At 64.0% G+C, this 19115-nt stretch carries 16 protein-coding genes and 1 tRNA gene; 2 read left to right on the top strand and 15 right to left on the bottom strand.

The features are described from left to right. Window positions 1-62 precede the first annotated feature (62 nt). The gene (locus ACO2Q4_RS19020) at window positions 63-1292 is read right to left on the bottom strand and encodes an N-acetylmuramoyl-L-alanine amidase (RefSeq protein WP_423321169.1); all 1230 of its coding nucleotides are present in this window, start codon (window positions 1290-1292) and stop codon (window positions 63-65) included. Continuing rightward, on the bottom strand, window positions 1289-2425 hold the full coding sequence (locus ACO2Q4_RS19015) for a pyridoxal phosphate-dependent aminotransferase (RefSeq protein ID WP_311760911.1): 1137 nt from the start codon (window positions 2423-2425) through the stop codon (window positions 1289-1291). The genes ACO2Q4_RS19020 and ACO2Q4_RS19015 overlap by 4 nt, the downstream gene beginning before the upstream one ends. A gap of 181 nt (window positions 2426-2606) precedes the next feature. Between ACO2Q4_RS19015 and ACO2Q4_RS19010 the strand changes: the two genes are divergently transcribed. Further along, the gene (locus tag ACO2Q4_RS19010) at window positions 2607-3359 is read left to right on the top strand and encodes a DsbA family protein (protein WP_311760912.1); all 753 of its coding nucleotides are present in this window, start codon (window positions 2607-2609) and stop codon (window positions 3357-3359) included. Between the two features lie 46 nt (window positions 3360-3405). Here ACO2Q4_RS19010 and ispG read toward each other — a convergent pair whose 3' ends face one another. The 3 genes from ispG to hemA all read right to left on the bottom strand — a co-directional run bounded on the left by ispG (window position 3406) and on the right by hemA (window position 7227). Continuing rightward, window positions 3406-4530 (bottom strand): flavodoxin-dependent (E)-4-hydroxy-3-methylbut-2-enyl-diphosphate synthase, encoded by a 1125-nt coding sequence (gene ispG / locus ACO2Q4_RS19005; protein WP_311760913.1) that lies wholly within the window; start codon window positions 4528-4530, stop codon window positions 3406-3408. 122 nt (window positions 4531-4652) lie between these two features. Continuing rightward, window positions 4653-5888 carry a helix-turn-helix domain-containing protein gene (locus ACO2Q4_RS19000; RefSeq protein ID WP_311760914.1) on the bottom strand — a complete coding sequence of 412 codons (1236 nt, stop codon included), beginning with the start codon at window positions 5886-5888 and terminating at the stop codon, window positions 4653-4655. 109 nt (window positions 5889-5997) lie between these two features. Then, complete coding sequence (gene hemA / locus ACO2Q4_RS18995; RefSeq protein ID WP_311760915.1) at window positions 5998-7227, bottom strand: 5-aminolevulinate synthase; 1230 nt, start codon at window positions 7225-7227, stop codon at window positions 5998-6000. A gap of 167 nt (window positions 7228-7394) precedes the next feature. Between hemA and ACO2Q4_RS18990 the strand changes: the two genes are divergently transcribed. Continuing rightward, on the top strand, window positions 7395-8780 hold the full coding sequence (locus tag ACO2Q4_RS18990) for a dipeptidase (RefSeq protein WP_311760916.1): 1386 nt from the start codon (window positions 7395-7397) through the stop codon (window positions 8778-8780). 97 nt (window positions 8781-8877) lie between these two features. On the opposite strand, the gene ACO2Q4_RS18985 is transcribed toward ACO2Q4_RS18990, so the two are convergent. The 10 genes from ACO2Q4_RS18985 to coaBC form a co-directional block, all read right to left on the bottom strand. Further along, window positions 8878-10314, bottom strand: coding sequence for a DUF1254 domain-containing protein (locus ACO2Q4_RS18985; RefSeq protein WP_423321165.1), 1437 nt, complete (start codon window positions 10312-10314; stop codon window positions 8878-8880). Window positions 10315-10552: 238 nt separating this feature from the next. Further along, window positions 10553-10629 (bottom strand) — tRNA-Arg (locus ACO2Q4_RS18980). Between the two features lie 46 nt (window positions 10630-10675). After that, entirely contained in the window at window positions 10676-11887 is a 1212-nt protein-coding gene (locus ACO2Q4_RS18975; RefSeq protein WP_423321163.1) for a cysteine desulfurase, read from the bottom strand. Further along, window positions 11884-12471, bottom strand: coding sequence for a YIP1 family protein (locus tag ACO2Q4_RS18970; RefSeq protein ID WP_311760919.1), 588 nt, complete (start codon window positions 12469-12471; stop codon window positions 11884-11886). The genes ACO2Q4_RS18975 and ACO2Q4_RS18970 overlap by 4 nt, the downstream gene beginning before the upstream one ends. Further along, window positions 12468-12956: a hypothetical protein gene (locus ACO2Q4_RS18965; RefSeq protein ID WP_395135233.1), complete on the bottom strand. Its 489-nt coding sequence runs from the start codon at window positions 12954-12956 to the stop codon at window positions 12468-12470. The genes ACO2Q4_RS18970 and ACO2Q4_RS18965 overlap by 4 nt, the downstream gene beginning before the upstream one ends. 8 nt (window positions 12957-12964) lie before the next feature. Then, window positions 12965-14299, bottom strand: a complete 1335-nt coding sequence (locus tag ACO2Q4_RS18960) for a SufB/SufD family protein (RefSeq protein ID WP_395135234.1) — start codon at window positions 14297-14299, stop codon at window positions 12965-12967. After that, window positions 14299-15054: a Fe-S cluster assembly ATPase SufC gene (gene sufC, locus ACO2Q4_RS18955; protein ID WP_395135235.1), complete on the bottom strand. Its 756-nt coding sequence runs from the start codon at window positions 15052-15054 to the stop codon at window positions 14299-14301. Before sufC ends, ACO2Q4_RS18960 begins: the two co-directional genes overlap by 1 nt. Window positions 15055-15186: 132 nt before the next feature. Continuing rightward, the gene (sufB, locus tag ACO2Q4_RS18950; RefSeq protein ID WP_311760923.1) at window positions 15187-16713 is read right to left on the bottom strand and encodes a Fe-S cluster assembly protein SufB; all 1527 of its coding nucleotides are present in this window, start codon (window positions 16711-16713) and stop codon (window positions 15187-15189) included. A 1-nt stretch (window position 16714) separates the two neighbouring features. After that, window positions 16715-17785 (bottom strand): cysteine desulfurase family protein, encoded by a 1071-nt coding sequence (locus ACO2Q4_RS18945; protein WP_311760924.1) that lies wholly within the window; start codon window positions 17783-17785, stop codon window positions 16715-16717. Then, window positions 17782-19059 carry a bifunctional phosphopantothenoylcysteine decarboxylase/phosphopantothenate--cysteine ligase CoaBC gene (coaBC, locus tag ACO2Q4_RS18940; RefSeq protein ID WP_423321159.1) on the bottom strand — a complete coding sequence of 426 codons (1278 nt, stop codon included), beginning with the start codon at window positions 19057-19059 and terminating at the stop codon, window positions 17782-17784. Before coaBC ends, ACO2Q4_RS18945 begins: the two co-directional genes overlap by 4 nt. Window positions 19060-19115: the final 56 nt, after the last annotated feature.

Here is a 19115-nt window from a genome sequence, read left to right as displayed (position 1 = left end):
TCAGGGGATTTCCTGCGTATCTATAGTCCGCAGGGGGGCTTGCGTCAAAGCAACCTTGCCCGTCACTTGCGCGAAAGACCGGCCCGGATTGCATCGTCCTGCGCCCAGGCCGCGACCGCCCCCGCAATCGCCTGCGAGGTGCTGCGCCGCCATTCGGGATTGAACAGGTTCGCGCGGTCCCCGGCATCGGTCAGAAATCCCAGTTCGATCAGGACCGAGGGGATGTCCGGCGACTTCAGGACCGAGAACCCCGCCCCCTGCACGGGACGCCGATGCATCGCGACATGGCTGCGGTTCAGTTCGGACACAAGGAACTTGGCGAAGGCTTCGGAACGGGGCTGGGTCTCCATCCGGGCAAGGTCCATCAGGGCGCGCGCCACCTGATCATCCGTGCCCTGAAGGTCCAGCCCGGAAACCAGATCCGCACGGTCGTGGCGCATCGCAAGCTCGCGTGTCGCGCGGTCGTCGGAATCCGGGTTCCAGACATAGATCGACAGACCAGCCGCCTCGCCGGCGATCAGGGCGTCGGCGTGAAGCGAGATGAACAGGTCCGCCCGCGCCTCTCGCGCCAAAGTCATGCGCCCTTCAAGCGGAATGAAGCTGTCATCGGTGCGGGTCGGGACAACTTCGAAACCCTGACGGGTCAGCACGTCGGTCAGTTCGCGTGCAAAGCCCAGCAGCACCGCCGCCTCGCTGATCGCGCCGACCTGCGCGCCGGGATCGTGACCGCCATGCCCCGGATCGATCGCGATCCGCAGGGGCCTGTCCCCCCGGACCGCAGCTTTGGGATCAACGACCAGCGACGGCTGCGGCAGGTCGCGCAGTGCCGAAAGGGCATTGCCACGGGTCACGAAATCCTCGGGATCGACAGGTTCCAGCCGCAGCGAGACCAGCGCTCCCCCGGCCCCCGACAACGCCGGTTTCTGCACCGCCTGGCGCAGCGCATAGGGTCCGGGCAGGTCCATCACCAGCCGCGACCATCCGGGAACCGCTTTGCCCCAGCGCAGACCTGGCACGAGCCCCCGTCCCGGCAGCGCTGCAGGATCGGTGCCGGAAAAGTCGATTTCACGGAAATCGACCACCAGCCGGGGCGGTCCATCGAGGAAATAGACGCGATAGGGCACCGGCTGGCTCAGCACCAGTTCCAACTCAAGCGGACGGGGCTTGCCCCTATCCTTGCCCTCGGCCCGAAGCGAGGACTGGGCCAGGTCTATCCGGGCAAGCGCAGAACGATCCTGCGCGGCAAGCGGTGCCGCCAGGATGACCAGTAACAGCGCCCAAAGCCATTTCATCGGCTGGCCATGAAGGCCGCCAGCCGATCCAGCCCCTCGGCAATCTCGGCGGCCGAGCGGGCATAGCTGAAACGCAGGGTCTGCGCCCCGCGACGCGGATCGAAATCAAGACCCGGCGTCACGGCAACGCCCGCCTTCTGCAGGATCTCGGCCGCGAAGCCCAGGCTGTCCGTGGTCAGATCCGAGACGTCGGCATAGATATAGAAGGCCCCTTCGGGCGGGGCGATGCGGGTGAAGCCGATCTGCGGCAGCCGCTCCAGCATCAGGCGCCGGTTCTCCGCGTAAACGCGCAGGTTGGCCTCGGCTTCGTCGATGCAGTCCAGCGCCGCAAGCGCGGCGACCTGGCTGGCATGGGGCGGGCAGATAAACATGTTCTGCGCAATACGCTCGACGGTCCGGACCAGATCCTCGGGGACCACCATCCAGCCGACGCGCCAGCCGGTCATGCTGAAATACTTCGAGAAGCTGTTGATGACGATGACGTCGTCCGTCACCTCAAGCGCCGAATGGAAGCCCGCGCCGTAATCAAGCCCGTGATAGATCTCGTCCGATATGACCGAGATGCCAAGTTCCGACGCGCGCGCGGTCAGGCCATGAAGTTCGTCCCGCCGCAGGACCGTCCCCGATGGGTTGCCGGGCGAGGCAAGTATAAGCCCCTGCACGTCCGCGGGCAGATCCTGCGGGCGCGGCTGATAGCGATCCTCAGGCCGGGTCTGGATCCCCACCGGCTCAAGCGACATGGCGCGGAGGATCTGGCGATAGCTGGGATAGCCCGGCTCACCCAGCGCGACGCGGTCGCCGGCATCGAACAGGGCCGAAAACGCAAGGATGAAAGCGCCGCTGGACCCCGGTGTCACCACGATCCGCGCGGGGTCCAGATCAAGCCCGTACCAGCGCTTGTAAAGCTGCGCGATGCCGCGTCGCAATTCCGGCAGGCCAAGCGCGACTGTATATCCCAGCGGACTTTCCAGTTCCGCGGTCAGCGCGCGGCGCGCGCCCGCAGGCGCCGGGGTCGAGGGCTGGCCAACCTCCATGTGAATGATGTGGCGCCCCGCAGCCTCGGCCTGTCGCGCCGCTTCCATGACATCCATGACGATGAAGGGATCGACCTGCCCACGACGCGACTGTTTCATCTGTGACCCGATGTTTTTGCGATGCTTTTCGCGGGTATCACAACTTGCGCCTGCGTGGTCAAGCGCCGGGCGGACATGCACGGCGGTCAAGCCCGCGTGAACCCCGACCATGCGCACACCTCGCCGCTTGCAAGCGGCACCGGCAGGGGTCAATCTTTGCCGCAACAGGAAAGGACCAAAAATGAAAGCCATTTTGACCGCCGCGGTGCTTGCGGTAAGCGCCATGCCAGCCCTGGCATTCGACCCGGCCAACATGAGCGCAGACGAAAAGGCCGCCTTCGGCGATGCCATCCGCGACTATCTGATGGCCAATCCCGATGTGCTGGTCGAGTCGATCAACGTGCTGGAAGAGCGGCGTGTCGCAGACGAGGCCAAGAACGACAAGCTGCTGGTCGCGAACAACAAGGACGCGATCTTCAACGACGGCTACAGCTGGATCGGCGGCAACCCCAAGGGAGACATCACCCTTGTCGAGTTCGTCGACTATCGGTGCAGCGTCTGCAAGCGCGTCCATCCCGATCTTGAGAAGATGATTTCAGCCGATGGCAATATCCGCTGGATCCTCAAGGAATTCCCGATCCTGACGCAGGAAAGCGACATGGCCGCCCGCTTTACCGTCGCGGTCCAGCAGGAAGCCGGCCCCGACGCCTACAAAAAGGCGCATGACGCGCTGATGGAATCGCGCGGCCCCGTCAACCTTGATACGCTGAGCAAGCTGGCGACCGAACTGGGCGCGGACAGCACCAAGGTCCTGAACCGCATGAACACCGAGGAAGTCTCGACCGTGCTGCGTCAGAACCACCAGTTGGCCGAACAGATGCGGATCATGGGCACACCCACCTTCATCATCGAGGGCGAGATGCTGCGCGGCGTCCCCGCCGAAGGGCTGGAAGGCGTGATCGAGCGCCTGCGGACCGAAAAGAAAGAGGGCTGAGGCCCGACCGGAAGAATTGCGAAGGGGCGCCGAAGCGCCCCTTTTTTCATTCCGCGGCCTGCGCCTCGGCGGCCTCAAGTTCAGCGGCGCGCTTTTCGACCAGTTCGACGATATGGTCGACCATCTGGGCATTGGTCATCTTGTGGTCCTGCTTGCCCGCCAGATAGACCATCCCCGCGCCCGCACCGCCGCCGGTAAAGCCGATATCGGTCATCAGCGCCTCGCCCGGACCATTCACGACGCATCCGATGATCGACAGGCTCATCGGGGTCTTGATGTGCTCAAGCCGCTTTTCCAGCACCTCGACAGTGCGGATCACGTCAAAGCCCTGACGCGCGCAGCTGGGACAGGAGATGATCTGGACGCCGCGGGTGCGCAGGCCCAGCGACTTGAGGATCTCGAACCCGACCTTGACCTCTTCCACCGGATCGGCGGACAGGCTGACGCGGATCGTGTCGCCGATCCCCATCCACAGCAGGTTGCCCAGCCCGATGGCCGATTTCACCGTGCCCGAGGTCAGCCCCCCCGCCTCGGTGATGCCAAGGTGAATGGGCGCGTCGGTGGCATCGGCCAGCTGCTGATAGGCCGCTGCCGCCAGAAACACATCCGAAGCCTTCACGCTGATCTTGAATTCGTGGAAATCGTTGTCCTGCAGGATCTTGATGTGATCCAGGCCGGATTCCACCATCGCGTCGGGGCAAGGCTCGCCATATTTCTCCAGCAGGTGCTTTTCCAGGCTGCCCGCGTTCACGCCGATGCGGATCGAACAGCCGTGGTCCTTGGCGGCCTTGATAACCTCGCGCACGCGGGCGGCATCGCCGATATTGCCGGGGTTGATGCGCAGGCAAGCGGCGCCCGCCTCGGCCGCCTCGATCGCGCGCTTATAGTGGAAATGGATGTCCGCGACGATCGGCACCGGGCTTTCGCGGCAGATCTCGCGCAGGGCACGGGTCGACGATTCATCCGGGGTCGAAACCCGGACGATATCCGCCCCGGCATCGGCGGCGCGCAGGATCTGGTCAAGCGTCGCGCGCACGTCGCTGCTGTCGGTATTGGTCATGGTCTGGACGCTGATCGGGGCATCGCCGCCGACCGGCACGCGCCCGACCATGATCTGGCGCGACTTGCGGCGTTCGATGTTGCGCCAGGGGCGGATCGGATTCAGCGACATGTCAGGGACCTTTTGCGGCGCGAAACGTGATGCGACAGAAATAGGCCGATGGGCCGAAACCGGCAACCCGTCCCCGCATGCACGGAAACGGGATGTCGCAGCTGTGAGCGGGTGCCCCGCCCCTATTCCTGGGACGAAGCCGTCGGCGCGGCCGAGGCCAGCGCCACCATCGAGGCCAGTTCGGGATCCTTGGCCAGATCTGCAAAGGCGAACTTCGCCGTCAACGCCTCGGGCGAAAGCTCGACATTCTTGACGACCTTCGGACCGGGAGCGACGGGGCCATAGGTCTGGCCGCTGACCGCGAAATAGATCGCGCCCGAATTGCCGGTGCGCAGGATCGGCGGCGCCTCAAGCTTGGGCAGCGCAAAGCGTTCGCCCGCGTCCATCGTCTTTTCCAGCAGAACCGTGCCATCGGCCGAGGTCACGCGCACCCAGGCCGGACGTGCGGCAAGGATCTCGACGACCGAGGCATCGGGTGCGATGGTGCGAACGGCAGCGATCTGCGCGGGCATTTCCGGCCCGTAAGACTGCGCGGCCTGGACGGGGCGCGCCGGATCGGCGACGGCAGCGGCAGTGCCCTGGGCGAGCGCGATTTCGGGCTGGATGCCCGGCGCGTTCAACGCGGGATCAATCGCCGAGATCGGCCCATCGCGCGCGACAAGGACCGGCACCTCCAGCGCCTGCGGGCGATAGGTGCGATCGATGCCTTCGGGATGGGGCAGGTTCACCTGCGCGGAATCCACGGTCTCGGGCGTCGAGGCAGCCTGGACCGGGTCAAGCGAGGCGATGATCCCCGGCGCCTGGTCGCCCGGCGTCAGGTTGACCTTCTGTACCTCTTGCAGGACCGACCACGCGCCATAGCCCAGCCCGCAAGCCAGAAACGCCATGACGAGGACCGAGCCGATCGCCCGTGGCTCGATCGAGGACCACATGCTTTCGGGCTTGGGCAGGAAAATCGGATGGGGGTTGGCCAGCGCCTCGGCAGGGTCCGAGGGGCGGCGCTGCGGTTTCGGGCCCGAAGCGGCGGGCGCCATGCCATGCGTGGGCTGGAACCCGGATTCCTGGCAGAAGCGGCGGAAGGTCCAGTCGGAATCCATCCCCAGGTAGCGTGCATAGGAACGCACATACCCGGCGATAAAGCTCGGCGTGTCGAACGCAGAGATATCGCAATTCTCGATTGCGGCAACATAGGAGGCGCGGATTCTCAATTCACGCTGCACGTCCAGCAGCGATTTGCCCAATGTGGCGCGTTCACCCCTCATCAGGTCACCGAGGCGAGTATCCGGATCCTCCAATCCCGGCGGATGAACCGCCTGCTCATCATGCTGCATTGGGGAATTCCCCCTCAGCCCGATCATTGAAACCCTGCCCCATTCTTGTCTGTTCCGCCCTCTCCGAATCGGAAAGGTGCCACAGCTTCATTACTGCAAGGTTATCACGGACGCGAGAGCATAACAGCCCCCCCGCTCACGCGACATTCGCCGAGCGGTTGAGCTTGCACTGTGACCACAGGGCGTCCATCGCGCGAACCAGCGCGTCGATATCCTTGGGCTCGTGAACGGGTGACGGGGTGAAACGCAGCCGCTCGGTCCCGCGGGGAACGGTCGGAAAATTGATCGGCTGCACATAGATTCCGAATTGCGCCAGCAGCATGTCCGAAAGCGCCTTGCAGTGGACAGGATGACCGACATGAACCGGAACGATATGGCTGCCGTGGTCCATGATCGGCATTCCCAGGCCGCGCAAGCGCATCTTCAGGATGCGCGCATGCAGCTGCTGCTTGTCCCGCAGCTCCTGCCCCTCGGGCGTCTTGAGGAAGGCAATTGACGCTGCGGCACCTGCCGCAATCGCCGGCGGGATCGAGGTCGTGAAGATGAAGCCCGGCGCATAGGACCGGATCGCGTCCACCATCTTGGCCGAGGCGGCGATATAACCGCCGAACACGCCATAGGCCTTGCCCAGCGTGCCATTGAAGATGTCGATGCGGCCCGCCAACCCGTCACGCTCGGCCACGCCGCCACCGCGGCGGCCATACATGCCGACGGCATGGACCTCATCCAGATAGGTCAGGGCGTTGAATTCCTGCGCGAGATCGCAGATGGCCTCGATCGGGCCGAAATCACCGTCCATCGAATAGATCGATTCAAAGGCGATCAGCTTTGGTGCGTCCGGATCGTCGGCAGCCAGCAGTTCGCGCAGATGCGCCACGTCATTGTGGCGGAAGATGCGTTTTGCGCCGTCGAAGCGCTTGATCCCCTCGATCATCGAGGCATGGTTCAGCGCGTCGGAATAGATGATGAGACCGGGAAACAGCTTGCGCAGCGTCGAAAGCGTCGCGTCGTTGGCAATATAGGCGCTGGAAAAGACCAGTGCCGCTTCCTTGCCGTGCAGATCAGCGATCTCGGCTTCCAGGCGGCGGTGATAGACCGTGGTCCCCGAAATGTTGCGCGTCCCGCCCGATCCTGCTCCGGTGGCGTCCAGCGCCTCATGCATAGCGTCCAATACGACCGGATGCTGGCCCATGCCAAGATAGTCGTTACCGCACCAGACGACGATTTCGGACTCGCTGCCGTCGGGCCGGGTCCAGACCGCGCGAGGGAAGGCACCGTTGCGCCGCTCGATATCGATGAAGGTCCTGTAGCGGCCTTCTTCATGCAATTTACCAATGGCCTGATCGAGGGCGGCGGAGTAGTCCATCTAAGTCCCTTGCCTTGCTTACTTGATCGCTTGGAGGATCCTTAGCTCGATCCCGTGGGTCCCAACTTGATACGTGTCAAGTTAGCAGAAATATAGGGACAAAATGTCGCATTACGACAATGGGACCATCGCAAGTCCCCGAGAAATTCGATCATGAAAGGTGCAAGATGCAGGACAAATCGAAAATCGGCGAAATACTTTCAACGCTGGACAAGGACCTGCCGCAGGCACTGGACCGGTTGATGGAGTTTCTTCGCATCCCCTCGGTCTCGACCGATCCGGCGCACAAGGATGATGTTCGGCAGGCCGCGGAATGGCTGACTGCCGAACTGACGGCGATGGGATTTGACGCCTCAGTTCGCGATACGCCCGGTCATCCGATGGTGGTGGCGCATTCGCCCAAGGGAACGCGGCGGCCCCTGCTGTTCTATGGCCATTATGACGTGCAACCGGTCGATCCGCTGAACCTGTGGCAACGTCCACCCTTTGAGCCCGAGATCCAGGATCTGCCCGAAGGCAAGGTCATCCGCGGCCGCGGCGCGGCCGATGACAAGGGCCAGCTCATGACCTTTGTCGAGGCCTTCCGCGCGTGGAAGACCGTTCACGGAGAATTGCCGACCGATCTGGTCCTGCTGTTTGAGGGAGAGGAGGAATCCGGCTCGCCCAGCCTGCGTCCCTTCCTGCGCGACAATGCCGATGAGCTGCGCGCCGGCATCGCAATGATCTGCGACACCAGCATGTATTCGGACGGGCGTCCCGCGATCACCACGCAGCTTCGTGGCCTTTATGGCGAGGAAATCATCCTGCGCGCCGCGGATCGCGACCTGCATTCGGGCAGTTTCGGTGGCCTGGCCGCGAACCCGATCCAGGTGCTGGTGAACGCGCTGTCGACCGTCAAGGATGCGGATGGCCGGATCACCCTGCCCGGATTTTATGACGGGGTCGAGGAACTGTCGAACGAGCTGCGCTCGGACTGGGAAGATCTGGGGTTCGATGCCGGCGATTTCCTGTCCCGTGTGGGGCTGAAGCACCCGATCGGGGAAAAGGGCCGCACCGGGCTGGAAATGGTCTGGAACCGCCCGACATTCGAGATCAACGGCATCAGCGGCGGCTATACCGGCGAGGGTTTCAAGACTGTCCTGCCGGCCGAGGCGCGCGCCAAGGTCAGCTTCCGCCTGACCGGCACGCAGGATCCCGATGCGATCCGCGACGCGTTCCGCGCCCATGTGCGCGACGCACTGCCCGAGGATTGCAGCGTCGAGTTCCATCCCCACGGCGGCAGCCCCGGCAGCCGGATGGACATCTCGGACCCTGCCTTCGCCGCGGCCAAGACCGCACTGTCCGAGGAATGGAACCGCGAGGCAGCCTATATCGGCGCTGGCGGCTCGATCCCCATTGCCGGGGATTTCAAAGAGATCCTTGGCATGGATTCGATGCTGATCGGCTTTGGCCGCGATGACGACCGGATCCATTCTCCGAACGAGAAATACGATCTGGAAAGCTTTGCCCGTGGCGCGCGCAGCTGGGCGCGCATCCTTGCGGCTTTGGCCTGAGCCGTAAGTATCAGGCGGGACGCGATCACAGCGTCCCACCCTGACGCGAACTGGGATTGAGACGGGGCCGCGCTGTGGCGGCCCCGCATGCCACGCATCAGGGTTTCACCTCCTCGAAGTCCCCGGGCCTCCAGCTGCCGTCAAAAGCCGGGGTCTCTGGGCCATAGATCCGGAAATAGGCGAACCAGCCCCGGCCCGGCGTGGTCTTGATCCAGCGGCTTTCGGCCCCTTCGGGTTGCTCGGGACCAAAGAACAGGTCGACCGAGGTCTGATCCCCCACATCCTTCAACTCGAACATGGATCGCAGCGCGGCCTTGTCCTGGTCGGTCTGAACCTGGCTGCGCGTCTGCGCGTCATAAAGGGTGACGGACCAGAACAGCTTGTCGGGCACGGGCATCGGAACGGTCAGCTTGTAGGTCTTGCCGCCGTCAAGCCACGCGCCCCCCGCGTCCCGCGACCCCAGCCAGTAAAGCGATCCCGCCCCCGCATCGCGCCGGAACATGGCCGGAGATGTCACGATGGCCTGCGCAAACCAGCGGTCCCGCGCCTCCAGATCGACGCCATAGGGGGTCTCGAACTGCGCGCTGCCAGGAACAAGCCCGACCCATTCCCATTTCCGGTCCGTCCAGGCGGTGCGATCGGCCCGGTCACTGTCGAAGGCCGAAACCAGCATCTGGTCGCGTCCTTCCTTTGCGGCGCGTTCAAGGATGGCATGCATCCGGGCATCTGGCGCAAAGGGCTGGCCCTTCTCGATCCCAAGCTCGGCCAGAAGGCCATACATCGGCAGGAAATTCGGATTGAGCGGCTCGGCATCGATCACCGCCGCCAGTTGCTCCCAGAAGCCGAAATTGTCCTCCCACCGCAGGGACGAGCTGTCCAGCGCCTTGTCACTGGTGTCGACCGCCTCCAGCAGTTTCGCGTCGTCACCAAGAGGGTGGATCTTCACGCTGCGCAGCGCGTCCAGCGCCTTTTGCAAATCGCCACCCTGCGGCAATGCGCGAATGGCGAGAAGGTTCTTCATCGTGGTCGAACGCCCGACGTGATAGCCTTCGGGCACTTCGCCCGTATATCCGGGCGGCAGGACCAGGTGCTTGCCCCCCTTGCCAGCGTCGGGGCCGGGCAGGCCCATATCCTGCACCCAGCCTTGATGATGATCGTCCACCAGGCCAATGAACGCCCCCGGGGGCAGATCGATCACCATCGGCCCATTCGACAGGTCCAGCGTCGCAGAACCATAGGGGGTATCTGAGTTCAGTGTCAGACCGACCTGCTTCGGCCCGGTGGCCGCGATCCCCCAAGCCTTGCCGTCCTCGATCCCGGCATTGCGGTTGCCCTGAAAGATGCCTTCCATCGACACCGTGGGATACCAGAAGCGATAGGCCACCATCGCGCGCTGGAAGTCCGCATCATCGCGGGCCTTTGCGCTGGCCTCTGGTGTCGGGTAACCGGCAGTGAACGGATAGGGCGTGGCCGTTTGGGCAAGCCCCTGCCCCGCGGACAAGGCAATGGCAGCAACTGTAATCAACCTCAGCATCAGGCTTCCTCATTTTTCGGGAACAAGTCTGGAATCGCTCAAGCCTGGCCGCCCTGGGTCTGCAAGAAAGGTGATTCTGAAATCGGTCGGGACGGCCGCACCGACAGTCAAGCGCAGGTCCGATGCGCGGGCAAGTGTCGCGTCATGCACGGCGGGCCGGTTGGCCCGGAAGCTGATATCGGCGCGTGCCAAGGCACTGCCAGAAACAGCCACAGAACCAGTAACCTATTGAGGAAAATGGTGCACCCGACACGATTCGAACGTGTGGCCTCTGCCTTCGGAGGGCAGCGCTCTATCCAGCTGAGCTACGGGTGCAGCGCCATCGCTGCTTAGCCGCATTCGTGCGGCTCTGCAATGGGGTTCAGGCGAAAAGCTCGCGGCAGAAGGACAGGCCGTCGACCAGCGCGTCGACCTCAGCGCGGGTATTGTACATCGCAAAGCTGGCGCGGGCCGAGGCAGTCAGGCCGTAGAACTCCATCAGGGGCATGGCGCAATGCGTCCCGGCCCGGACTGCGATGCCGCGCTTGTCCAGGATGGTCGAGATGTCATGGGCATGCGCGCCCTCCATCGTCATCGAGAAGATGGCACCCTTGTCGGCGGCATCGCCCTGCACGTTCAGCCAGTTCAGGCTGCGCAGGCGTTCGCGCGCATAGTCACGCAGCTCGCGTTCATGCGCGGCGACATTCTCCATCCCAAGTTCCATCAGGTATTCCAGCGCAGCGCCCAGACCGATCTGGTTGACGATTCCGGGGGTACCCGCCTCGAACCGCAGGGGTGGGTCGGCATAATCGATCCCCTCCCGCGTCACGGTGCGGATCATGTCGCCGCCGCCCATGAAGGGGCGCATCTCGGCCTGGCGTTCACGCTTGATCCAGATCGCGCCCGATCCCGAGGGCCCGTAAAGCTTGTGCCCGGTGATGCAGTAGAAATCGACGCCAAGCGCGGCGACATCGACCGGCATATGGACCGAGGCCTGGCTGCCGTCGACCAGAACCGGCACGTCCGTCCCACGCGCGATCGCCGCGACATCGACGACGGTGCCCGTCACATTAGACATCTGCGTCACTGCAACCAGCCGCGTCCGCGGCCCGATGGCGGCGAGCACCTTCTCAGGCGGCAATGAGCCGTCCGCCTCTGGCTCGACCCACTTCAGGACGACACCCTGACGTTCACGCAGGAAATGCCAGGGCACGATATTTGCGTGATGCTCCAGCACCGACAGCACGATCTCGTCCCCCGCCTGCAGGCGGGGCGCGGCCCAGCCATAGGAGACGAGGTTGATCCCCTCGGTCGAGCCGGAGGTGAAGATAACCTCATCCTCATGCGGGGCATTCAGGAAACGGGCAATGATGCTGCGGACCCGTTCATAATTTTCGGTAGCCAGGTTCGACAGGAAATGCAGCCCGCGATGGACATTCGCGTATTCCGCCTCATAGGCGCGGGTGACTGCCTCGACCACCTGGCGCGGTTTCTGCGCGCTTGCACCGCTGTCCAGATAGACAAGCGGCCGACCGTTCACATGCCGCGACAGGATCGGGAAATCGGCGCGGACCTTTTCGACATCGAAGCTCATGGCGAGACCTCCGGTAGAATTCCAAATGCGGCGGCAAGGATCGACAGCATCGTTGCCACCAGAAACACGCCTCCGATGAAACCAAGGGCGACCTTGGGCGTGCTGGCAAAGCCGTGCAGTTCCTTCGTCATGGCGATCGTCAGATAGATCGAGACGCCAAACGCGATCAACGAGGTCAGCGTCCCCGTCTGGGGAAACACCACCATCAGGACAAGCTGAAGCGCCTGCAACCCGACCAGGATCAGCTCGATCCAGGCAACAAGCAGCAGGGCGTCTGCAAAGACGCCCGTGCCGCGAAAGGCGCGCCCGATCACAGTTACCGCAGCCGCAGAAATCACCATCGCGCCCAGCTGCAACCCAGCCAGCGCCATCGGGTTGGCAAGCAGCGCCGAGATCGGGTCGTTGGTGGGCGCGGAGAACATCAAGCGGGCGATGCCTGCCAGCACGGTCGACAGCGACACCGCCAGGATCACGATCATCCAGCGCTCTCCCGGCGCCAGATCCAGGCCACGCAGCACCTGCACGGCCTGGGCCGGTTTTCGCAGGGTCAGCACAACAAGATCGCCCAGATCGCTGATATTCATGTCTTCCTCGTCAAGGTCCGCAATCCGGCGGCCCATATCATGACAAAGCCCAGACCTGCCAGCGCCCGTGTCAGCGTCAGGGCCGGGCCGGGTCCGATCAGTCCCGCGACCAGCCCTGCCAACAGGACGGCAGGCGATGCGGCCAGCAATGCCCAGAACAGAGCAAGCCGCGATTCCACCGCTCCGATGGGACGCGACGTTGCACGGGACAGGGCCGAAACCAGCGCCGCCAGCGCATAGGCCAGAAGCGGCATGATGAACATGACCCCCAGCAGCGCGCCACCCATGCGGGCCTGCAATGGGATCGAGGGGTCAAGCTCGGCCGCGCGCGCATGTTCGGGTGCCTGCGCGACCAGATACATCAGCATGGCCGACATCAGGATCACGATCAGCGCCCGGTCAGGCAGCCCGCGCAGGGTGTCGACCACCCTGCCCGGCGCCCACCAGCTTACGATGATCCGCGGGACGATTCCGGCGCGGGTCATCGTCGTTCTCAGGCCGCCGCGCGGCTGGTCAGCCACTCATCCAGGCGGCCCAGAATGTCGCCACGCAGGCGGTCATCCTCGATCTCTTCCAGCGCGTCGGCCAGGAAGGACAGGACAAGCAGCACGACCGCCTGTTCCTTCGGCACCCCGCGCGAGCGCAGGTAGAACATCGCGGTCTCATCCAGCGCGCCGGTGGTCGATCCATGCGAACATTTCACGTCATCGGCATAGATTTCCAGCTCGGGCTTGGCCAGGAACTGGCTGCCCTCGTCCAGAAGCAGGCCTTGGCTGATCTGGTAACCGTCGGTCTTCTGCGCGCCGGGCTTCACTAGGATCTTGCCCTGGAAGATGCCATGAGCGCCGTTCTTCAGCACCTTCTTGTACACCTGGCGGCTTTCGCAACGCTCGGCGGCATGGGTGATGAAGACGGTGTCGTCGTGGTGGAAACGGCCTTCGCTGCCATCGCCCAGCACGGCCGCGGCGATATGGGCCACGGCGTCATTGCCAGCGATCTCGATCACGCCTTCGTTGCGCATCATGCTGCCGTTGACTGCCAGCGTGAAGGATTTGAACAGCGCGCCTTCGCCCACGCGGGCAAAGACATGGCCAATGCCGACCTTGGCGTCATCCGCACGCTTGCTGGCAATGTGGTGGAACCGGGCCTCACGGCCGACCTCGACTTCCATCGCGACGTTCGAGCGCGCACCGATTCCGCCGGTCTCCAGCAGGGTCAGCTCAGCGCCTTCCTCCAGCCGGACGACGTGGTGAACGGTCACATCCGCATCCTGCGCATCGCGACGGTAAAGGATGTGCACGGGCCGCGAGACCTTGCCCGTCACACGGATCAGCGCACCATCGGTGGCCGCCAGGGTGTTCAGGACGGCAAAAGGCCGCTTCACGGGCTTCTGGCCGGCAGCTTCCAGCTTGCCGTAAAGATCCGCTGCCCAGTGATCGCCTGCGGCATCCGCGGCGGCAAGCGTCTGGATCTCGATCCCCTCACCCGCCAGCTCATCCGAGGCTGCCGCGTCAAAACGCCCGTCGACGAAGACCAGCTTCAACCGGTCGATTTCCCCGAAAAGCGAGGATTCGCGCGCAGTATAGGCCAAAGCCTCGGGAACCGCCGCGTTGAAGGGTGTCGGGTCCGTATAGCGCCAGTATTCATCCCGCGCGCCAGGCAGGCCCATTGCCTCAATCCGGGCAGCAGCGTCGGCGCGGGCGGCAGCGCTGAAACCACCCCGCGGCAGATCCAGCGCGTCCAGGCGCGCGACCAGCGCCGCGTCGCCGGGCCGGGACTTGCCCCCGACCGCCGGCGCCGTGCTGGCAAGAACAGCCGTATCCGCCATCAGCCAACCTCCGCCAGAAGATCGCCATAGCCGTTCTTCTCGACTTCCAGCGCCAGTTCCGGCCCACCAGTCTTGATGATGCGGCCGTTCGACATGATGTGGACAACGTCCGGTTTGATATGGTCCAGCAGGCGCTGGTAGTGGGTGATGACCAGGAAACTGCGCTCGGGCGAACGCAGCGCGTTCACGCCTTCGGCCACCAGCCGCATCGCATCGACATCCAGACCCGAATCCGTTTCGTCCAGGATGCACATCCGCGGCTCAAGCATGGCCATCTGCAGGATCTCGTTGCGCTTCTTCTCGCCCCCCGAAAAGCCGACGTTCACCGGGCGCTTCAGCATCTCACTGTCGATCTGCAGCGCCTTGGCTTTTTCGCGCACGATCTTCAGGAACTCGCCCGAGGAAAGCTCCTCCTCGCCGCGCGCCTTGCGCTGTGCATTCACGGCAGTGCGCAGGAAGGTCAGGTTGCCGACACCGGGGATCTCGACCGGATACTGGAACGCAAGGAACAGGCCCGCCGCGGCGCGCTCTTCCGGTTCCATGTCCAGAAGGTCGTGTTCGTCAAGGCTGGCATCGCCATCGGTGACTTCGTAACCGTCGCGGCCGGACAGGACATAGGACAGGGTCGACTTGCCCGAGCCGTTCGGACCCATGATCGCGTGGACCTCGCCCGCCGGGATGGTCAAATCCACGCCCTTGAGGATCTGTTTGTCCTCGTCCTCAAGTTTGACGTGCAGGTTCTTGATGTTCAGCATTATTCTTACCTCAGTCGATGGTGTGGCGGTGTCGGGGGCCGACACCATCAGAGTGGATTTCACGGCGGACATGCCACCTTGCGAAACGGCGGCCGCGCCCGCTGGCCCGATCGGCCCGGGACGCGGCGGGGATCATCCGACCGACCCTTCCAGCGAGATCGCGACCAGCGATTGCGCCTCCATGGCGAATTCCATCGGAAGCGCCTGCAGGACCTCACGGCAGAAGCCGTTCACGACCAGCGCCACGGCCTCCTCCTCGTCCATGCCGCGGGCGCGGCAATAGAACAGCTGGTCGTCATCGACCTTGCTGGTGGTGGCTTCGTGCTCGACCCGCGACGAGGTGTTCTTCACCTCGATATAGGGCACGGTATGGGCTCCGCACTTGTCCCCGATCAGCAGGCTGTCGCATTGGGTGTAATTGCGGCTGTTCGTGGCCTTGGGGTGCATGGTCACAAGGCCGCGATAGGTGTTCTGCGCCTTACCTGCGGAAATACCTTTGGAAACAATGCGCGAACGGGTGTTCTTGCCAAGATGGATCATCTTGGTCCCGGTATCGGCCTGCTGCATGTTGTTCGCGATGGCGATCGAGTAGAACTCGCCCTGGCTTTCATTTCCACGCAGGATGCAGGACGGGTATTTCCAGGTGATCGCCGAGCCGGTCTCGACCTGCGTCCACATGACCTTCGCCCGCGCCTCGCGGCAATCCGCGCGCTTGGTGACGAAGTTGTAGATGCCGCCCTTGCCTTCCTCGTCGCCGGGGAACCAGTTCTGGACGGTCGAGTATTTCACCTCGGCGTCTTCCAGAATGACGATCTCGACGACGGCGGCGTGCAGCTGGGCCACGTCGCGCTTGGGCGCGGTGCAGCCTTCAAGATAGCTGACATAGGAACCCTTGTCGGCGATGATCAGCGTGCGCTCGAACTGGCCGGTGTTTTCCGCGTTGATGCGGAAATAGGTCGACAGCTCCATCGGGCAGCGGGTGCCCGGCGGAATGTAGACGAAGGAGCCGTCCGAGAAGACCGCCGAGTTCAGCGTGGCGAAATAGTTGTCCGACTGCGGCACGACCGAGCCAAGGTACTTCTTCACCAGTTCCGGATGCTCGCGGATGGCTTCCGAGATCGAGCAGAAGATGACGCCGGCCTTGGCCAGTTCATCCTTGAACGTGGTGCCGACCGAAACCGAGTCGAAGACCGCGTCCACGGCAACCTTGCGGGCCTCGGCCGGGGTCTCGCCCGCGCCTTCGATCCCGGCAAGGATCATCTGCTCTTTCAGCGGAATGCCCAGCTTTTCATAGGTGGCCAGAAGCTTGGGGTCGACCTCGTCCAGAGACTTCGGCTTCACTTCCATGCTTTTGGGGCGCGCATAGTAATACTGATCCTGATAATCGATTTCAGGATAGTTCAGCATCGCCCATTTGGGTTCCGTCATGGTCTGCCAGCGGCGGAACGCCTGCAACCGCCATTCCGTCATCCATTCCGGTTCTTCGTTCTTCTTCGAGATCAGGCGGACAATATCCTCGTTCACGCCTTTCGGCGCGTATTCCATCTCGATCTCGGTGTCCCAGCCGTATTTGTAGGACCCCATGTTCTGGACGGTCTCGACGGTTTCGCGGTCCACGCCTTCGCGCACCTCGATCGCCTCGCTGATCTCAACAGCCATCTCAAACCCTTCCTGCGGTCGCCCGCGATTCATTCCGTTGCCGCCAGCGCGCATAGGCCGCCAGCCAGGCCTCTGCAAAACGCATGACGTCCCGATGATCCGTCGTCGGACCAATCGAGACGCGGATTGCATCGCCCGCCCATTCCGTCGCAATCCCCATGGCCGTCAGCACCGAACTGGGCCGCACCTTGCCCGAGGAGCAGGCCGAGCCCGCCGAAACGGCAAAGCCTGCCAGGTCCATCTGCATCACTTGCGTCTCTCCGCGCCAACCAGGCGTCAGGATCGACAATGTATTCGGCAAGCGGCGGGATTCGCGTCCCGGGAATGTAACCATTTCCGCGCCGGATTCCAGAGCGGCCATCAGCGAATCGCGGGTATCCGAGACTTTTTCTGCGATACCTTGATCCAGATCATTCTGGGCCGCCTTGGCCGCCGCCGCGAATCCCATGATGCCGATCAGGTTCTCGGTTCCCGCGCGGCGTCCCTGCTCCTGCCCGCCGCCTTTCAGGCGCGCCTCGACTTCGGTGCCGCGCTTGACCACCAGCGCGCCAATCCCGCGCGGGCCGCCCAGCTTGTGCGCGCTGACGAACCCGGCCTCGACCCCCAGCCAGTTGAAGGCGAAGGGGATCTTCCCGAAGGCCTGGGTCAGGTCTGTGACAGCCAACCCTTCGGGCAGATCCTGGATCACGCCAGTCTCGGGATTGGCAAGTTGCAGCGTCGATTGCCGGGGATCGGCCACGTCGACACGGCCATTGCGGTGCACGCCAAGCGAGGGCCGGCACCAGGCCACGACCGCCGCATGTTCGACCTCGGCGCAGGCCAGGTCGCGTCCCTGCAGGACAAGCGCCGCGGATTCCGTCGCTCCCGAGGTAAAAATCACATCCGCGCCTTCCGCGCCAAGCGCCGTGGCCACGTCTTCGCGCGCGCGTTCCAGCGCCGATTTCGCCGCCCGGCCCTCGGCATGGACCGAGGAAGGGTTGCCGACGATCTCGGTCGCTGCCAGCATCGCCTGGCGCGCCTCGGGTCGCATCGGCGCCGTCGCATTCCAATCCAGATAGACCCTTTGCGTCATGCTCCCACCTCGGTTTCAGACGGCAAAAATTCGGCAAGCGTATCCGCGATCCGCGAGGCCAACTGCCGCGCGACCTCGGATTTATCCATCCGCGGCCATTCCTCGACCCCCGCGCCAGTGATCAGGGTCACGGCATTCTCGGCCCCGCCCATGATGCCGGTTTCGGGGCGGACGTCATTGGCGACAATCCAGTCGGCACCCTTTTTCAGGCGCTTGGCGGTGGCATGGGCGACGACGTCATCGGTCTCGGCCGCGAAACCCACGACAAGATCGGGGCGCCCCTCGTCCAGTCCGCCGATCCAGCGCAGGATGTCCGGATTTTCCGCGAATTCCAGCACCGGCAGGCGACCCGAACCGTCCTTCTTGATCTTGCTGTCGCGCGCGTTCACCACCTGCCAGTCGGCGACCGCAGCGGCCATGACGGCGGCATCGGCGGGCAAGGCAGCCTCGACCGCTTCGCGCATCTCGCGCGCCGTCTGAACGCGGATCACCTCGACCCCGGAGGGTGGCGGCACCTCGGCGGGACCGGTCACAAAGCTGACCCGCGCGCCAAGATCGCGCAGTGCGGCGGCGATTGCCGTGCCCTGCGCCCCGCTGGAACGGTTCGCGATATAGCGCACCGGATCGATGGGCTCATGCGTCGGCCCCGAAGTCACGATGACATGCCTGCCTGCCAGTGGCAGCTCATGCGCCCGCGGAACCACGGCTTCCAACGGCAGACGCAGGGGCCTGTCGCGGCCCAGCATCCCCTGGATCGCCGTCAGGATCTCGGTAGGTTCGGACATGCGGCCGGGGCCGTACTCGCCGCATGCCATGTCGCCTTCGGCCGGACCGACAAAACGGATACCATCCTCTTCCAACAGGTCGCGGTTGCGCTGGGTCGCCGGGTGCTGCCACATGCGCACATTCATCGCCGGAGCGATCAGCACCGGCTTGTCAGTCGCCAGCAACAGGGTGGAGGCGAGGTCGTTCGCAAGCCCTGCCGCCATCCGCGCCATCAGATCGGCGGTTGCCGGGGCCACCACGACAAGGTCGGCATTCCGCGACAACTGGATATGACCCATTTCGGATTCCCGGGTGAGGTCAAACAATTCGGTATGACAGGCTTCCTCGGCCAGCGCAGAAAGCGTCAAGGGGGTCACGAACTCGGCCCCCGCCGCGGTCAGGACCGGGACCACGCTGATGCCGTCGCGCCGCATCACCCGGATCAGCTCCGGTATCTTGAAGGCGGCGATGCCTCCTCCGACGATCAGCAAGACGCGGCTGCCCAGCATGGTTGCCCTCCGGTTTCGATGCTGCCCTGCACATAGGCCTGATCGCGTCCAGCGGC

This window comes from Paracoccus sp. KR1-242 (assembly GCF_049446195.1).
GTDB classification, from domain to species: Bacteria; Pseudomonadota; Alphaproteobacteria; order Rhodobacterales; family Rhodobacteraceae; genus Paracoccus; species Paracoccus broussonetiae.
This window is presented reverse-complemented; position numbering and strand designations above follow the sequence as displayed.

Excerpts from the sequence above, each read along its gene's own strand:
- coaBC (WP_423321159.1), bottom strand. The coding sequence starts at position 19,059 with ATGCTGGGCAGCCGCGTCTTGCTGATCGTCGGAGGAGGCATCGCCGCC.
- ACO2Q4_RS18960 (WP_395135234.1), bottom strand. The coding sequence starts at position 14,299 with ATGGCGGATACGGCTGTTCTTGCCAGCACGGCGCCGGCGGTCGGGGGC.
- ACO2Q4_RS19020 (WP_423321169.1), bottom strand. The coding sequence starts at position 1,292 with ATGAAATGGCTTTGGGCGCTGTTACTGGTCATCCTGGCGGCACCGCTT.
- ACO2Q4_RS18945 (WP_311760924.1), bottom strand. The coding sequence starts at position 17,785 with ATGACGCAAAGGGTCTATCTGGATTGGAATGCGACGGCGCCGATGCGA.
- ispG (WP_311760913.1), bottom strand. The coding sequence starts at position 4,530 with ATGTCGCTGAATCCGATCCGCCCCTGGCGCAACATCGAACGCCGCAAG.
- ACO2Q4_RS18990 (WP_311760916.1), top strand. The coding sequence starts at position 7,395 with ATGCAGGACAAATCGAAAATCGGCGAAATACTTTCAACGCTGGACAAG.
- hemA (WP_311760915.1), bottom strand. The coding sequence starts at position 7,227 with ATGGACTACTCCGCCGCCCTCGATCAGGCCATTGGTAAATTGCATGAA.
- ACO2Q4_RS19010 (WP_311760912.1), top strand. The coding sequence starts at position 2,607 with ATGAAAGCCATTTTGACCGCCGCGGTGCTTGCGGTAAGCGCCATGCCA.
- ACO2Q4_RS18965 (WP_395135233.1), bottom strand. The coding sequence starts at position 12,956 with ATGACCCGCGCCGGAATCGTCCCGCGGATCATCGTAAGCTGGTGGGCG.
- ACO2Q4_RS19015 (WP_311760911.1), bottom strand. The coding sequence starts at position 2,425 with ATGAAACAGTCGCGTCGTGGGCAGGTCGATCCCTTCATCGTCATGGAT.
- ACO2Q4_RS18985 (WP_423321165.1), bottom strand. The coding sequence starts at position 10,314 with ATGCTGAGGTTGATTACAGTTGCTGCCATTGCCTTGTCCGCGGGGCAG.
- sufC (WP_395135235.1), bottom strand. The coding sequence starts at position 15,054 with ATGCTGAACATCAAGAACCTGCACGTCAAACTTGAGGACGAGGACAAA.
- ACO2Q4_RS18970 (WP_311760919.1), bottom strand. The coding sequence starts at position 12,471 with ATGAATATCAGCGATCTGGGCGATCTTGTTGTGCTGACCCTGCGAAAA.
- ACO2Q4_RS19000 (WP_311760914.1), bottom strand. The coding sequence starts at position 5,888 with ATGATCGGGCTGAGGGGGAATTCCCCAATGCAGCATGATGAGCAGGCG.
- ACO2Q4_RS18975 (WP_423321163.1), bottom strand. The coding sequence starts at position 11,887 with ATGAGCTTCGATGTCGAAAAGGTCCGCGCCGATTTCCCGATCCTGTCG.
- sufB (WP_311760923.1), bottom strand. The coding sequence starts at position 16,713 with ATGGCTGTTGAGATCAGCGAGGCGATCGAGGTGCGCGAAGGCGTGGAC.